General features: G+C 41.5%; 16 protein-coding genes. 7 read left to right on the plus strand and 9 right to left on the minus strand.

What is annotated here, in order from left to right:
• The first annotated feature begins 145 nt into the window (after positions 1–145).
• From ABEQ24_RS10095 to ABEQ24_RS10110, 4 genes are read left to right on the plus strand one after another with little or no spacing between them, the layout of a single operon-like run.
• The gene (locus tag ABEQ24_RS10095; RefSeq protein ID WP_430006671.1) at positions 146–460 is read left to right on the plus strand and encodes a PTS sugar transporter subunit IIB; all 315 of its coding nucleotides are present in this window, start codon (positions 146–148) and stop codon (positions 458–460) included.
• 5 nt (positions 461–465) lie between these two features.
• Positions 466–1,782, plus strand: a complete 1,317-nt coding sequence (celB, locus tag ABEQ24_RS10100; protein ID WP_430006672.1) for a PTS cellobiose transporter subunit IIC — start codon at positions 466–468, stop codon at positions 1,780–1,782.
• Between the two features lie 12 nt (positions 1,783–1,794).
• A complete protein-coding gene (locus ABEQ24_RS10105; RefSeq protein WP_430006673.1) occupies positions 1,795–2,115 on the plus strand; it encodes a PTS lactose/cellobiose transporter subunit IIA in 321 nt (106 codons plus the stop codon).
• Positions 2,116–2,117: 2 nt separating this feature from the next.
• A complete protein-coding gene (locus ABEQ24_RS10110; protein ID WP_430006674.1) occupies positions 2,118–3,440 on the plus strand; it encodes a 6-phospho-beta-glucosidase in 1,323 nt (440 codons plus the stop codon).
• Between the two features lie 38 nt (positions 3,441–3,478).
• Here ABEQ24_RS10110 and ABEQ24_RS10115 read toward each other — a convergent pair whose 3' ends face one another.
• Entirely contained in the window at positions 3,479–3,952 is a 474-nt protein-coding gene (locus tag ABEQ24_RS10115; protein ID WP_430006675.1) for a CBO0543 family protein, read from the minus strand.
• Positions 3,945–4,442, minus strand: coding sequence for a CBO0543 family protein (locus tag ABEQ24_RS10120; protein WP_430006676.1), 498 nt, complete (start codon positions 4,440–4,442; stop codon positions 3,945–3,947). The genes ABEQ24_RS10115 and ABEQ24_RS10120 overlap by 8 nt, the downstream gene beginning before the upstream one ends.
• Before the next feature lie 138 nt (positions 4,443–4,580).
• Here ABEQ24_RS10120 and ABEQ24_RS10125 point away from each other — a divergent pair, with 138 nt between their 5' ends.
• Positions 4,581–5,411: an STAS domain-containing protein gene (locus ABEQ24_RS10125; protein ID WP_430006677.1), complete on the plus strand. Its 831-nt coding sequence runs from the start codon at positions 4,581–4,583 to the stop codon at positions 5,409–5,411.
• A gap of 162 nt (positions 5,412–5,573) precedes the next feature.
• On the opposite strand, the gene ABEQ24_RS10130 is transcribed toward ABEQ24_RS10125, so the two are convergent.
• The 3 genes from ABEQ24_RS10130 to ABEQ24_RS10140 all read right to left on the minus strand — a co-directional run bounded on the left by ABEQ24_RS10130 (position 5,574) and on the right by ABEQ24_RS10140 (position 7,292).
• Complete coding sequence (locus ABEQ24_RS10130; protein WP_430006678.1) at positions 5,574–5,963, minus strand: DoxX family protein; 390 nt, start codon at positions 5,961–5,963, stop codon at positions 5,574–5,576.
• Between the two features lie 62 nt (positions 5,964–6,025).
• Positions 6,026–6,877 carry a M56 family metallopeptidase gene (locus ABEQ24_RS10135; RefSeq protein WP_430006679.1) on the minus strand — a complete coding sequence of 284 codons (852 nt, stop codon included), beginning with the start codon at positions 6,875–6,877 and terminating at the stop codon, positions 6,026–6,028.
• Between the two features lies 1 nt (position 6,878).
• Positions 6,879–7,292: a BlaI/MecI/CopY family transcriptional regulator gene (locus ABEQ24_RS10140; RefSeq protein WP_430006680.1), complete on the minus strand. Its 414-nt coding sequence runs from the start codon at positions 7,290–7,292 to the stop codon at positions 6,879–6,881.
• 117 nt (positions 7,293–7,409) lie between these two features.
• Between ABEQ24_RS10140 and ABEQ24_RS10145 the strand changes: the two genes are divergently transcribed.
• Complete coding sequence (locus tag ABEQ24_RS10145) at positions 7,410–8,315, plus strand: exonuclease domain-containing protein (protein WP_430006681.1); 906 nt, start codon at positions 7,410–7,412, stop codon at positions 8,313–8,315.
• Positions 8,316–8,414: 99 nt separating this feature from the next.
• Entirely contained in the window at positions 8,415–9,962 is a 1,548-nt protein-coding gene (locus tag ABEQ24_RS10150) for a multicopper oxidase family protein (RefSeq protein ID WP_430006682.1), read from the plus strand.
• Between the two features lie 137 nt (positions 9,963–10,099).
• Here the strand turns inward: ABEQ24_RS10150 and ABEQ24_RS10155 are convergent, their stop codons facing one another.
• The 4 genes from ABEQ24_RS10155 to ABEQ24_RS10170 all read right to left on the minus strand — a co-directional run bounded on the left by ABEQ24_RS10155 (position 10,100) and on the right by ABEQ24_RS10170 (position 15,945).
• A complete protein-coding gene (locus ABEQ24_RS10155) occupies positions 10,100–10,465 on the minus strand; it encodes a winged helix-turn-helix transcriptional regulator (protein WP_430006683.1) in 366 nt (121 codons plus the stop codon).
• A gap of 184 nt (positions 10,466–10,649) precedes the next feature.
• On the minus strand, positions 10,650–11,636 hold the full coding sequence (locus ABEQ24_RS10160; RefSeq protein ID WP_430006684.1) for a Gfo/Idh/MocA family protein: 987 nt from the start codon (positions 11,634–11,636) through the stop codon (positions 10,650–10,652).
• Positions 11,637–11,711: 75 nt separating this feature from the next.
• The gene (locus ABEQ24_RS10165; protein WP_430006731.1) at positions 11,712–12,398 is read right to left on the minus strand and encodes an MgtC/SapB family protein; all 687 of its coding nucleotides are present in this window, start codon (positions 12,396–12,398) and stop codon (positions 11,712–11,714) included.
• 328 nt (positions 12,399–12,726) lie between these two features.
• Positions 12,727–15,945 carry an efflux RND transporter permease subunit gene (locus tag ABEQ24_RS10170; protein WP_430006685.1) on the minus strand — a complete coding sequence of 1,073 codons (3,219 nt, stop codon included), beginning with the start codon at positions 15,943–15,945 and terminating at the stop codon, positions 12,727–12,729.
• Between the last annotated feature and the right edge of the window lie 160 nt (positions 15,946–16,105).

The raw sequence follows: 16,105 nt of genomic DNA on the forward strand, positions 1-16,105 counted from the left end.
CCATATACAGCCTGTCCGCCTTTATTTTTCTGTTTTCCCGCCGGAAGCTTATACATATTTCAAAAAATTCTCCATACCTATTATTAAGCTCGTTTATTTTTTAAAACAACTTATGAAATCGCTTACAAAAGGAGGGGCTGGCAAGGTGAATATTTTATTATGCTGTGCTGCCGGGATGTCAACAAGTCTGCTTGTTTCCAAAATGGAGGCAAGCGCAAAGGAACAGGGACTTGATTGCAGGATATGGGCTGTTGGCGCCAGTGAAGTAAACAAGCATTTGGATCAGGCAGATGTTCTGCTTGTTGGACCGCAAGTCCGCTATTTGCTGCCGCAATTAAAGACAAAGGGCCAGGAACGCGGCATCCCGGTAGATTTGATCAATATGCTCCATTATGGAACATGCAATGGAAAGGAAGTATTGAATTTCGCTTATGGGCTTATTAATTCAGCTAAGGGGTGACTAGAATGGGAAAGGTCAATCGCTTCTTTGAGGAAAAATTTATGGTGGCAGCGGCCAAGGTTGCAGGACAGAGGCATCTTCAGGCTTTAAGGGATGGAATTATTCTTACTATGCCGCTCATTATTATCGGTTCTGTGTTTTTAATTCTCGGATTTCTTCCGATTAAAGGATATCCAGAATTCATGGCGGGTGTGTTTGGGGACGAGTGGCTGAGCAAGCTTCTTTATCCTGTAGGTGCTACGTTCGACATTATGGCGCTTATTGCCTCTTTCGGCATTGCTTACCGTCTGGCTGAAAAGTATGGAGTTGATGCGCTCACTGCCGGGGCAGTCTCAGTAGCAGCATTCCTCTTAGCAACTCCTTATCAAGTTCCATTTCTTGCAGAAGGTGCATCAGAAGCTGTTATGGTCGGCGGGGCCATTCCTTCTGCTTTAATGGGAAGCAAAGGCCTGTTTGTGGCGATGCTTCTTGCCATCCTGTCAACTGAAATCTTCCGGTTCGTCATTCAGAAAAACCTGGTCATAAAAATGCCGGACGGTGTTCCCCCTGCTGTAAGCCGGTCGTTTATTGCGCTTATCCCGGGATTCTTTATTCTTACAACTGTGTGGCTATTGCGTTTATTGGTTGAAAATACATCCTTTGAAAGTCTCCATAATGTGGTCAGCATCCTTCTTGGAAAACCGCTTGGTGTCCTTGGCGGAAGCTTGATCGGCAGTCTTGTCGCCGTCATCCTGATTCAGCTTCTCTGGTCCACAGGACTTCACGGGGCAAGCATCGTCGGCGGGGTCATGGGGCCGATTTGGCTCACTTCTATGGATGAAAACAGGGTTGCTTTTCAAGCTGGAGAAGCCCTGCCCAATATCTTCACTCAGCAGTTCTTTGACCTTTTCGTCTATATTGGCGGATCGGGTGCCACGCTTTCACTTGTCTTCTGTATGCTTTTCCTTGCTAAAAGCCAGCAGATGAAGCAGCTTGGAAGGCTGTCCATAGGTCCCGGCGTGTTCAACATTAATGAACCGGTCACGTTTGGTATGCCGATTGTCATGAACCCGCTGCTGATTATTCCATTTATCTTAACACCAATTGCAATTACAATCACAACCTATATTTGCATGTCAACTGGACTTGTTGCTAAACCGGCGGGAATCGGTGTTCCATGGACAATGCCTCCACTCTTTGGCGGATACTTGGCTACTGGAGGAAAGATATCGGGGCTCATTATGCAGCTGATTAACATGCTGATCGCCTTCTTTATCTATTATCCGTTCTTCCGCATGTGGGATAAACAGAAATTCAGTGAAGAAAATCAACCTGCTTCATAATGGAGGAAGTTTATGAATAAAGAACAGCTTTACGAGCTTTCCTTCCATCTGATCGCCCATAGCGGCAATGCAAGAAGTCTTGCGATGGAAGCAATACAGGCAAGCAAACAAGGAAACTTTGACCTTGCTTTTGAAAAACTTGAGGAAGCGGATAAGGAGTTCGTCAAAGCTCACCGGTTTCAAACAGAGCTGATACAAAAAGAAGCTTGCGGTGAAAAGTACGACCTCCCTATCATCCTTATACATGCGCAGGATCACTTAATGACTGGAATGACCGTTAAAGATCTTGCTGCCGAAATCGTTGAAATTTATCAGCTGACAAAGAAGGTGTAAGCTTGATCAATAAAAAAGGATTAAAGGTCGCAACGATTGGCGGGGGTTCTTCTTATACGCCTGAACTGATTGAGGGTTTCATTAAACGCTATGATGAACTTCCCGTTTCAGAGATTTGGCTTGCGGATATTCCTGAGGGAAAAAAGAAATTAGAGATTGTCGGCAGCCTCGCTAAACGCATGGTGGAAAAAGCAAATGTGCCAATCTCTATTCACCTGACTCTTAATAGGCAGGAAGCATTGGAAAACGCAGATTTTATTACAACCCAATTTCGGGTCGGTCTTTTAGAGGCACGGGCAAAAGACGAACGAATTCCGCTGAAATACGGCGTACTTGGCCAGGAAACAAATGGTCCTGGGGGATTGTTTAAAGGACTTCGCACCATTCCTGTTATCCTTGACATATGCAGGGAAATGGAGGCCCATTGTCCCGATGCCTGGCTGATTAATTTTACAAACCCAGCTGGAATGGTCACAGAGGCTGTGCTGAGATACAGCAATATCCGCAAGGTTGTCGGTCTTTGCAATGTGCCGATTGGTATGGAAATGGGTGTGGCAAAGCTATTGAATGTTGAGCACAGCCGGATCCGGATTGATTTTGCTGGTTTAAATCACATGGTATATGGACTTGATGTGTATTTAGACGGGGTAAGCGTTAAACAGAAAATAATTGATCTGATTACAAATCCCGGGCAATCGGTCACCATGCAGAATATTGTGGCGCTTGGATGGGAGCCTGAATTTCTAAAAGCTCTGAACGTATTCCCGTGTCCTTACCATCAGTATTATTACAAAACGAGAGAAATGGTTGATAAAGAGATAAAAAATGCCGAAACCACAGGCACCCGTGCAGAAGTGGTAAAAAAGCTTGAGGATGAGCTGTTTGAACTCTATCAAGACGAGGAGCTTTCAATAAAGCCCCCACAGCTGGAAAAACGCGGCGGTGCCTATTACAGCGATGCTGCTGTCAGGCTGATTCACTCCATCTATACAGACAAACGGGACATTCAGCCAGTAAATACAATGAATAATGGAGCGATTGCAAGTCTTCCACATGATTCTGCGATTGAAATCAGCTCTGTTATCACAAAGGATGGTCCTAAACCGGTTGCGATTGGTGATTTACCTGTTTCTGTGCGAGGTCTTGTTCAGCAAATCAAATCGTTTGAACGTGTTGCAGCTGAGGCCGCTGTTACTGGAGATTACAGCACAGCTTTGCTCGCAATAACGATTAATCCTCTAGTAGCATCCGATGTTACCGGAAAAAAAATACTCGATGAGATGCTTGAAGCTCATAAGAAACATCTTCCCCAATTTTTCAAATAAAAGAGAACCGGCCAATTACTTGTTGGCCGGTTCTCTTATTAACCTCTGTCATATGTAAATCCCTTCTGAAACCAAACGTAAAAAATCCGGATAATCGCCAAAATCAATATATTCATTAGAAAACTCATCAGCCAGCTGTACCTGGTATACTCCATTAAATCTGTATATTCAGCAAGCAGCCACGCAGATAACTGAATCCCGAATGCGGATAATGAAAAGTAAAAGACTTTGAGCCAAAAACCCTTCTTTGGATAACCAAGAATAAACAAGACTCCGATGGCCGGATAAAAAAGATAATACAGAGTGAAGCTCATTTTTGTCGCATCTGGAAATTCCCTGAAAGGAAATTTCATTCTTCCCGTCAATGTCTGAATATAAACATACAGCCAGCCAACCGATTGTGAAAATAAAAGAACGATTTGAGCATCTCTTCGTTTATTTTTTGGGGTTTTCCACACAAGCAGGATAATGGCCAATCCCCAAAGTGAAAGCAGCACAAGGATCTCACGCATGATTTTCTCCAGCGGGCTTGAGTCCTTTTTTAAACCAGATGACATATTGATGATTCATCATCAGGGCAAGCATCACTGAGAAGAATGTCCAGTACCATTTCCATTCATCATATTCCACAGCATTTGTGTACTTTTCAAGAATGACTTCAGCAATCGTAAAAACTCCGGAAAAGACGATTGCATAGAGCCACTTACTTTGAATTTTTTTAGATGAAGGATAATGAAGGCTAAACAAAATGGCCAGTACCGGGAACAAAAAAAACTCAAAGGTAAAGCTCGATTCATTTACCTGATTCTCCTTGCTTAAAAGTTGAACAGGATAATAAATCCATCCTTTTTGGACGACAAATAAACCGGCTGCCCATGTCAGTGAGCTCATTGAAAGAAAGGGCACCCAAGCTTCCCGGGCCTTCTCTTTCGGGACAAATTTCCAGATTAATAAAATACATAATACAATCGCACCTGCTATAATCCATCTCTCTATGTTCATAATCTCTTTTCCCATTTCCATTTTTTTATTACTATCTGTTCAAAAACAGAAAATTATGTGAGAAGGAATAGGATGTTGAATTTTTTTATGATAAAGTGATTGTACATAGGTCATATCTTTTATATGGGAGAGACGTTTATGAAAACAAAGGCGCTCCACGATTTCTTAAGGGAACAATCAGAGAACATGACAGCACGCTTGCTGGAATCCAGAACATATGAACCCGTGTCCGTCTATTCGATAGATGCTCCAGAAGATGTAAAAAAAGAAATTCAGGAGCAAAATCAGCATTTCATTGATACAATCGTCAATCTACTCGAAGACCCATCTGCAGATCGCATCAGCAGCTGGGCTCAGGAAGTTGCAGCAAAGCGTGCAATGTCAGAAACGCCTCTTTACCGTTCGATTCAGCAATTCAGACGATTCAGGGAAATCTTTTGGGATACCGCTGAAACCTATATCTCCATTCATAAAGATGAAATTACTTCTCAGGATATTCTTCATTGGAGCAAAAACATCCACTCTGCTTTTGATCATGCAATTGAACTCTTTACGCTCTACTATCATCAAGTGTCAGAAGCAAGAATGGAAGCTCATAAAACCATGATCTATAAATTAACTACCCCCATCATCCCCATTTCAGATGAAATAGGCATACTGCCGATCGTTGGCGATATTGATACACACAGGGCCATGCTTATATCTGAGAGCGCCGTTAAAAAAGCCGAGCAGCTGAATTTAAGCCATATTGTGATTGATATGTCCGGCGTATTATTGATAGATACAATGGTTGCGGGCAAGTTTTTTAAGATGATACAAATGCTGAAGTTACTTGGCATCGAGGTCACGATAACAGGCCTTCGCCCAGAAATCGCCCAAACGTCAATCCAGCTCGGAATCGACTTTGGAAACCTCGGCACCTTCGGACAGCTTAAACACGCATTAAAGTTTTTATATAAAGAGAATTAAGAAAAGCGCAGGCATGACAGACAAGGATCCGGCAGAAATGGCGCTTTTTGCCGATACTTTCGGATCCGTTCTGGCCGAGGAGCCTGAGCGATTCCGTTCGCCATCGAAGCACAAAATTTTATATTTTCTGAACTAATAAAAAGACGTGCAGCACGTCTTTTTTTAGTCTTTATTTTTAAAAATGAGCTGCTCTGCCGTAAGAAATCTACTGCCGCTCAAAACAAGAAAGGCTGACATAGCGAGCAGGGCCGCATCCAATTCATATCCACCGATAAATTCACTGCCAAGTTTAGCTGTAAAGATGGCTCCGAGCATAATCAGCCCGAAAAGAGCAGCGACAATTCTAGTACCAATGCCAAACATTAAGAGGATTCCTCCCCCAGCTTCTATTGCGGCTACAGGATAAGCAAGAAAACCTGGAATTCCTATACTGTCAAAAAATCCCGCTGTATGTTCAATTCCTCCCTGAAATTTCGCTAAGCCGTGCACGAAAAAAATAAATCCTAAAACGATGCGGATAAACAGTCCGCCAAGTTCTGTATTCTTTTTCATATGTAAATACACTCCTTTTTCATTTCATACTACATCACATAGTGTAAATCCTTAAAATTTTTTCAGGACAGCTCAATCAAAAACATCGCGAGCAGCAAAAAGAAAATCAGCATGGAAACTGCAGCCTTTTTTAGCGGAAAATCTAATGGCGTCTCTGCAAATGGATCAAGAATTTTTTGGATTCTTATATTTATTGCCGTGTCTGCAAATGGGGCATACGAGATTGATAATAGCTTCTTTTTTTGATTTGTTTTCACGATTTTGAGCAGCGCACTTCCCAAATCTGCTGAAGACTGGAGGCTGCTGATCGCATAATGATCTGCCAGCAATTCGCGGATGGTTCTGTATTTTTGGTAAAACCAGCTGAGAATCGGAATATACCACATCACCGATGAGCAAACGGATAAAATAAACAGCTTTAGAGGGTCCCTATTTTGTTGATGATACATTTCATGTAAGACAACGGCCTGTCTTTCTCCTTCATCAAGCAAATTCAAAAGTCCGGTAGAAAGAATGATTTTCGGACGAAAAAATCCCATCGTTAAAGAAAGAACAGCATTCTCGTCAATCACCTGGATGGTTTCTTTTGGCAGTGAAAATTGCCGATTGTATTGAGACGTTAAAGCTGTGTTCATCCTTATAGCCATTTTTTTATGAATGGTATGAGAGAGATAAAGCTGTTTTATTATCTTGTAAATTGTCATGGAGACGGTCGCATAAATGATTACTTCCAGTACATATTCAAGCGACGTAAAGCCCAGGGATTGAAGAGCTGTGCTGCACAATTGAATTAGGTTAAACTCAATCGGAAGGCCCAGCAATTTTCGAACAAGGTAGATTGTCATTTGTATAAGCAGAATCATTGCGACGGACAGACATGTCAAAAATACTTGTTTTGATCTTTTTTCCCACATTCTATTTTTCCTTTTTCATTTCTTTGATCTTTTGCTCAAGCTTTGCAATCAAGGTTTCATCTGCTTCCTCAATGCTGTCAATCATATGGCTCACGACAATTTGTCCAAACTCGTCAATCAGTCCGTTTGTCAGCTCTTTGGATTGTGCTTCGAGAAACTCTTCCTTTGTCAGAACAGGGCGGAACAACGATCCTCTTCCCTCAGATCGTTTTGTCAGAACATCCTTTTCGACAAGCCTGTTCATGACAGTCATCACTGTGTTAAAGCTCATTTTTTTCTCTTTTTCAAGCTTCTGCTGAACATCTTTGATTGACAGTTCAGGTGAATTCCAAAGAATAGTCATAATTTTAGCTTCTAAGGGTCCAAAAAAACGATTTAACCCTTTTTCATTGAATTTAAAATGCTGGATTTTCACACTCATAACACCTCACACTACACATTGTAATGTGCAAATACTCCAGAGTCAAATACTTCTTAAAGTTGTTTCAATCTGATAATAGATGGTAGATTAGTAGAAAGGGGGAAAATCTGCATGATTCTTACCGGTATGATTCTCGATGTGGAAACGACAGGCCTATCGCCCATTCAGGATGAAATGATTGAAATTGGTTTCCTGCTGTTCCGTTATGATACAGATACAGATGTTTTTTTAGAGACACTTGAAGAGCATTCTTTCTTAAGAGAGCCTTTGTCTTTTTCAGCCAGAAAAAATTATGAATTTGCCTTTCGAATCCATTCCATTCCTTTTGAAGATGTTAAGGGCAGATCATTTGAGGATACTAAAGTAAAGTCAGCAATTCAGAGGTCCGATTTTATTATTGCCCATAATGCTTCATTTGACAGGAGCTTCACCGCAAAAATGTACCCAGAGCTGCATTCAAAAAAATGGTTCTGCTCTGCCAGAAATATACCGTGGAAAAAATACGGCTATCAAAGTGCCAAGTTAATCAGCTTATTACATAATCACAATCTTGCTGCCGTCCAGACTCACCGTGCTCTCGATGATGTGAAGCAGCTGTACATGCTGCTGAAAAGCTCAAATTACGAAGGCAAATCTTATTTGCAGGTCGCTCTGACAGAGCCTGCTTCTGCACCAAAGACAAAGTCCATTAAATGTTCGCTTTCGGGTGTAAAACAGAAAAGTGCAGACGGAACGAGTCCGCAAACCTATCTGCCGCATATTACTCTAAACGAAACCCTGCTCCTCAAAAAAGTAGAGGAGTCAGACCGTTTTCATGTGTATACAGAAGACCGCAGTTATCTTGGCTTCATCGGCGCTGCCCAAAGCAAAAAACTGACTGGCTATTTAAAAGAATCTTTTCAGCTCACAGCTAAAGTAATCGAAAAGCTTGTTAATGAAAAAGGAGAGCACGGCTGCAGGGTAGAGATTGTGATAGAAAAGCAGGCAAAGAAAAAAGAGCATTTGTATAACAGGTAAAAGAACAGCGTGCAGCTGTTCTTTTTTTTTTTGCAAATTGAGGGCACCGTTTCTGAATAGAATGATTGTATAGTGAGAATGGAAAGGAGAAGTTTGCCGATGACACATAAAACTCCTGAGCTTACTAAGTTTACAGATCCCTTGCCTATTATTCCTTTATTGAAGCCTCATCATAAAGAGAAAAACTTTACGTATTTTAAAGTGAGAATGACCGAATGCAGGCTCACCCTGCACAGCGAATTAAATCCTTCTACTCTCTGGTGCTATGAAAATTCCTTTCCAGGTCCAACAATTGAGGTCGAAACAGGAGAAAAAACCTATATTAAATGGATGAACAAACTTCCGACTAACCATTTTTTGCCTGTCGATTATACTGTTCACGGCGCTCATAGAGATGTTCCTGAAGTGAGAACAGTCGTTCATGTGCATGGCGCCAATGTTGAATGGGAAAGCGATGGGTATCCTGAGGCGTGGTTTACTAAAGGGTTTAAGCAAACAGGTCCCAGCTTCAGAAAAAAAGTTTACGATTATGAAAATAACATGCGTCCCTGTACACTTTGGTATCATGATCATGCTCTCGGTATTACAAGATTAAATATTTATGCTGGACTTGCAGGATTTTATCTTATACGCGATCAGCATGAACGCTCATTGAATCTGCCTTCAGGAAAATATGAAATACCACTGATGATACAAGATAAATCATTTAATAAAGATGGCTCACTCTATTATCCCAAGCAGCCGGAAGAACCAGTTCCGGACCTTGAGGTATCTATCGTTCCTGAATTTTTTGGAGATGTCAATTTAGTGAATGGTAAAGTATGGCCTTATTTAAATGTTGAGCCCCGAAAATACAGGTTCAGATTGCTTAATGCGGCAAACTCCCGATTTTATTTATTAAAGCTTGATTCTGGCCAGCTTTTCTATCAAATCGGAACGGAAAGAGGATTGATGAAATATCCAATCGGTGTACAGGAAATCATGCTGGCTCCGGCTGAACGGGCAGACATCATCGTTGATTTTACGAATTTAGAGGGAAGGAAAGTTATTTTGCAAAATCACGCGAAAGCGCCTTTTCCAAGTGGGGATATGCCTGATCCGAATGCAGCCGCGATCATGGAATTCAGAGTGTCACTTCCACTCTCCGCAATCGATACAAGTGCCATTCCAGCTTACCTTGGACCATATACAGCCTTTAAGGAGAACTGTGTTTCGTCGATGCGGTTTTTAACTTTAGATGACAAACTTGATCGATATGGCCGCGAGCTGATGTTATTGGACAATAAAACATGGGATGATCCAATAAGCGAAAAACCTAAACTTGGCACAATTGAAATCTGGCACCTGATCAATTTAACTGCTGACACCCACCCCATTCATATTCACCTCGTCGATTTCCAGATTCTTGATCGAAGGCCATTTGATACAGAGAAGTTTAAAAAGGAGAAAGTCATTTCTTATACAGGTTTTAGTATTCCCCCAGAACCTCAAGAAAGAGGCTGGAAAGATACCGTCAGAGCAAATCCAGATCAGGTAACCAGAATCATAATGAAGTTTGAATCCTACACTGGACTTTATGTTTGGCATTGTCATATGCTTGAGCATGAAGATTATGAAATGATGAGGCCATTTATCGTTATACGCTAAATATTTGATTAAAAGATCAACTTATAGAGGAGTTGATCTTTTTTTAGTATTGCCATTATTCCTTTAACCAGATTGGTTCGAATACAGCCCATGTTAAAGCCGGGACATTAACCTGTGTCAGTTTATTTTTTCACTTGTTAGATATTTAATATATTATCATCAAGTACAGCCGACTTATCTCCGTACACTTTTTCAATATGCTGAAGTCCCCAGGCAGATAAGGACTCAAGAATTGATGTGACGCTCCACCCATACTCACTTAGTTCATATTCCACTTTTGGCGGAACTTGATTATAGGTTATGCGGTTGATGATTCCATCTTCTTCGAGCTCCCTCAGCTGCTGGGTCAGCATTTTTTGGGTGATGCCCGGCATCAGCCTTTTCAGCTCGCCTGTTCGTTTTTTTCCCCGCATTAAGTGGCAAAGAATGACACATTTCCACTTTCCGCCTATCACTTCGAGAGCTGCTTCTACCGGAATGTTATACCGCTTTGTTTCTGCCATTATCATGCTCCTCCTTTGTTCACGGGGTTTTTATTTTTATTATAGCCACTTATGATGAATTCCTAAAAGCATAGAAAGAGGCTGTCCATCAAGTCATTTTACTGACTTCTTGGACAGCCCTTCTTTTGGGACCTTGCTCCTCGTAAAACTCGGCAGCTCTAAGGAGAGATATATCGGACAGTCCCTATTTTTGATCAGCCGGATAAACAACGCCGATTTGATTTCTCGCTTCATCCATAACTTCCATTACCTTAATAGAATTTTCATAGGTATTAATTGTTGATTCATAAAGATCATTTTGGATTAAATCGATGAATTCTTTCATTTCATAATACATCGTATCTTCTTTTTGAGGTTTTGTAATATCTTCTGTTCTGCCGTCACGGTAGCGAATTTCTACTTTTTCAATCGTACTGATCCGGTCAATAACGATCGTTCCTTCTTCACCCTGAATTTCAGATGGAAGCGCTGAGTCTGTGATCTTGGAATACATCATTACAGCGTCTTTGTCTTTATATTGAAGAAGAATGCTCCCTTCTCCGTCAACACCCGAGCTTAAAAGCAAGCCGCTCGCTTTGATGGTTTCAGGTTTTCCGAACAGTACGATTGAAGGATACAGGGCATAGATTCCAATGTCCATAAGGGATCCGTTTGAGAATGCCGGATCGAATGCATTCAGCACAGTCCCTGAGCGATAGGCATCATAACGGGATGAGTATTGGCAGTAGCTTGCAATATATCTTCTTACGGTGCCAATTTTGTGCAGGTTTTCCTGAATGCTTCTGAAGTTTGGCAAGAACGTGGATTTCATCGCTTCCATGAGCAGAACGCGGTTTTCTTTTGCAGCCTGTATCATTTCAGAAATCTCTTTAACGTTTGAGGCAAGCGGTTTTTCACACAGCACATGTTTCTTGTGATTCATGAATAAAACGGCCTGCTCTGCGTGCAGGGAGTTGGGGCTTGCTATGTATACAGCATCAATTTCATCACTTTTTGCCATGCTTTCTAAATCTGTAAATATAGTCTCTACACCATATTTTGCAGCGAATTCTTCAGCTTTTTCGCTCGTTCTTGAATAAACGGCCTTAAGCGAAAAATCCTCGATTTGCAGGGCTGCATTTAATAAGCGGTCGGTAATCCAGTTTGTTCCGATAATTCCAAAGCGTATCAATATTGTTCCTCCTATATACCTTGTTTGCTATTACAATACCATATGTATAAAGCAAACGTCTTCACTGACGCTTGCTTATATGAGTTCAACCTCAACTGACTCTATGCCTTGTACTTCTTTTATGTCCTCATATACGTCTGATGTATAGCGGTCATTTTTTATCAGCAGAAGCAAGTCTACGGTTCTTAATTCACGGTCGGTAATATCTTTAATCTTGACCCATTTTATTTTCATATCTTTTTTGCGGAGCACATGAAGGATATCCGAAATATTCACATTAACAGGAACAGTAAGCTTTACCTTCAATTCTTTCAGTCTGAGCGTCTTAGGCCCAAGCTTCTTTACTAACGGAGCAATGATTTCGATTGACCCGATCATGAAAATAAGGGCTATGAGCGCTTCCTGATAAAATCCGGCACCAATAGCAATTCCAAGTCCAGCAGCTCCCCAAATCATCGCAGCGGTTGTAAGCCCGCTTATGACATCATTGCTTCGGCGTAGAATCGCTCCCGCTCCCAAAAATCCGACCCCGGAAACGATTTGCGCTGCAAGCCTGAGCGGATCCATCGGCCGATTATAATCATTAGAAAATGTATACGCTGCTTCAATTGAAATCACGGTTAACAGGCAGGAGCTGACCGCAATGATAATCGTGGTTTTCAGACCAAGCGGCTTTTTCTTAATTTCCCGCTCAAGTCCGATAATAATTCCAACCAGCAGGGATAAAAATAATTTGATAATTGTATGCTGATAAACAATAATATCCTCCAAGTCCCATCACCCTTTTCTTTGTCTATAGTCTGCTCTAATTTCATTTTCATCATTATACCATTCGGCAAGCGCTGTTTATATGTGTATTTTGCCGGGCTCTTATGCTAACTGAGTTTATTCTGGCAGCCTGCATATTATTCAATTTGCGGGAATTGGTTAGAAATTGGACCAGCCGTGATTAGACCCGGACATCAGATGCATATTGACTTATCAGACCCGCCATTTATCTTATTGAACAGCTTTACATTCCTTTTTTTAGTCGAGGTCAATCATCAATAGCCAAAAAAAAGCACCCCGACAGGGTGCTTTTCATTGAACCTTATTCTTCCTCAACTGCTCTCGTTTTTTTTCGTCTGAATTTGCTCATCATTTCATAAACAATCGGTACAATGAGAAGTGTCAGCAGCGTAGAACTCGTTAAACCGCCGATTACTGTAACACCAAGACCTTTTGAAATGATGCCGCTGCCGCCTTCGATTCCGATTGCAAGCGGGATGAGTGCTCCGATGGTAGCGATTGCTGTCATCAGGATTGGACGAAGACGTGTCGTTCCTGCTTCAAGAAGTGCGTCTCTAGTAGACAGGCCTTCACGCTCTTTGTGAATAACGCGGTCAATAAGGACAATCGCATTTGTTACAACGATGCCAATCAGCATTAATGCGCCTATCATTGCATTAATACTAATCGTTTCACCTGCAATCAATAATCCGACCAATGCACCGATCACGGTAAATGGAAGAGAGAACAGGATCGCAAAAGGTGCAAGTCCGCCGCCGAATGTTATGACAAGGACAAGATATACAATGGCAATCGCAGCAAGCATAGCAAGTCCAAGCTGTGTAAAGGATTCCTGTATGTCTTCTGTTACTCCGCCTGTATCAATGTCAACACCTGACTTCAAATCCAGGCCATCCACTTTCTTTTGAACTTCAGCAGATGCTTTGGCAACATCATCCGTTGTCAGTTCTCCTGAAACCTGGACGTAAATGCGGCCGTCACGACGTGTTACAGTATCTGAAGTTTTTCCTTCTTCAACTGTTACGACATCACCGATTTTCACTTCTTTGCCAAGCGGTGATGTGATTGTTTTTTCGGTTAAATCTTCAACATTTTCATACGTTTCTTTCTCTGTTTGAAGGTAAACGTTTAGTTCTTCTCCGTCTTTTTCAACTTGAGTGAGAACCGGACGCTCTCTTTGCGGGCTAAGCTCCATGCCGATTTGACCCGCGGTTAAGCCAAGCTTGCTCAGTTCTTCCTGATTCGCAACAAGGGTATATTCATCATACGATTCAGCTAGGCTTGAGCTTACGTTTTTAAAGCTTCCATTGTCGTTCATGATTTTTTCAATTTCTCCGACAGTCGGCTCAATATCTTCTATTTGATTCCCATAAACAAAGAATTGAACTTCGTTGCTGCCTGCGCTCTGAGTGAAGTCCTGTGCAGCCCATTCACCCTCTGCCGTCTCAGCTTGAAGATCTTCAATTACTTTCTCTTTTTCCTTATCAAAATTCTCTGTATCATCTTCATACTCGATAAAGAAAACGGCACTGTTTGTGTCACCCGGGCTCATTGGGTTTTCGCTTCCTAAAGAGAACTGCACTAACGATACACCCGTTCGGTCCATTAACAGTTTTTCTGCTTTAGTAACCACTTCTTCAACTTGTTCCTTTGTTTCACCTGGAGCAGGCTTGTAAGTTGCATAGACAAGCTTCTGTTCTTCTGACGGCAAGAAGCTGACGCCGATTACCGGAACAAGGAATAAGCTGCCGACAAGCATCAGGACAGCAAGGCCTGATGTAATCCATTTATGGTTAAGTGACCAATTTAAGATGCTTCTGTATGCACCGGTCATTTTCCCTGGTTTGTGTTCATCATGCTTTTTAGCCGTTTCGCCGTATAGTCCTTTTTTGAACAGGCTGTGGGCGAGCATTGGCACTATTGTTACGGCAACAACAAGGGAAGCAAGCAAGGCAAAAACGATTGTTAATGCGAATGGAAGGAATAATTCTCCGATAACGCCATTCACAAGAGCAAGCGGCAGGAAGACAGCTATTGTTACAATTGTTGAAGACATAATCGGAACAAACATTTCCTTTGTAGCTTCCCGTACTAGACTCATGCCTTTTAACTTCTCGCCATGCAGCGACATTCTCCGGTAAATATTTTCAATGACAACGATTGAATCATCAACCACACGGCCAATGGCAACCGTCATGGCACCGAGTGTCATAATATTAAGCGTAATGTCCATTTGCTTTAATAAAAGAACAGCAATTAATAAAGATAATGGAATGGAAACCACTGAAATCAAAGTGGATTTGATATCTCTTAAGAATAAGAGAATAATGATAATCGCAAAAACTGCTCCAAATAATGCTTTGCTCAGCATCGTGCTGACGGATTCTTCAATTGGTTCAGCCTGATCGAGAGTAGAGAGGATCTTAAGGTTCTCATACTCTTTTTCAAAACCAGCAAGTTCTTCTTTTACAGCATTTGCTACATCAACTGTATTTGCATCTGCTGATTTAACGATTTGAAGACCGATTGCTTCTTCACCGTTTGTTCTGGAAATCGATTCTGCTTCACCGACTGTTTTAATATCAGCAAGCTCTGACAGCTTTACAGTCGGAAGCTCTATGTCCTGTGCAGCAGGCGGTGTCTGTCCGGCTGCTTGCGCTTCGGCTGATCCTGGTGCCTGTGCTTCAGTTTCGGCTGATCCTGCTTGATTCTGTTCTGATCCAGGAGCATTCTGGCCCGGCATACCGCTTTGGTCTTGTAGAGAAGCACCTCCGCCCGGCGTGATCGGGATTTCCATATTCTTTAAATCTTCCATTGTCAGGATGTTTCCATCTACAATTACAGATTGTTCTTTATCCCCAAATGTATATAATCCAAGAGGAAAATGAACATCGGAGCCTTTAATCATATTTTGAACGGTTTCTTCATCTAAACCGTATTCCTCAAGCTTCTCTTCTTTAAAAGAAAACTGGACTTCTTCCACTTGCTGTCCTGAAACCTGAACAGAAGAAACACCTTCCAGTCCTTTTATTGCCGGTACAATTTCATCTTCGGCAAGAGCAGTCAGATCACTTAGTGATTGTTCATTATCTGATATACTTAAAGCCAGAATTGGAAAAGCATTGATGCTGAGTCTTGAAATATCTGAATCATTTACTCCATCTGGCAATGAGAGATCTGAAACAGTACTCTTTACTTCTTCTGCCGCTTTATCCATATCTTTTTCAAATTCATATTCAATTTGAATAGATGAGGCATTTTGGAAGGAGGTTGAACTGACTACGTTCACTCCATTTAAATTTTGGACTGCCTGTTCAATCGGCTCTGTTACTTTTTCTGCTACTTCTTCCGGTGTTGCACCAGGATAGACAGTTGTAACTGTTACGATTGGTGTTGTGATGTTCGGAATAGTCTCAAGCTTCATATTCAAGCCTGAGTAAAGACCTGCAACGGTCACAATAATAGTAAGAAGCCAGACTGCAAATTTGTTTTTCAAAACAAAATTAATGATTTGATTCATGTTGTCCTCCGGGAATTTTTATTTATTGACTGACTGGTCATAATAATTAATAATATAAATGACCAGTCGTTTACAGTCAATTAAAAATAACCATTTTAAACATGAATTGTTTGTAAATGTGAACATTCAGTCAGAAATATTCAAATTAAGAACATTATGC

The sequence above is a fragment of the Metabacillus idriensis genome (assembly GCF_050483325.1).
In the GTDB taxonomy this organism is placed as follows: Bacteria; Bacillota; Bacilli; order Bacillales; family Bacillaceae; genus Bacillus_P; species Bacillus_P idriensis_A.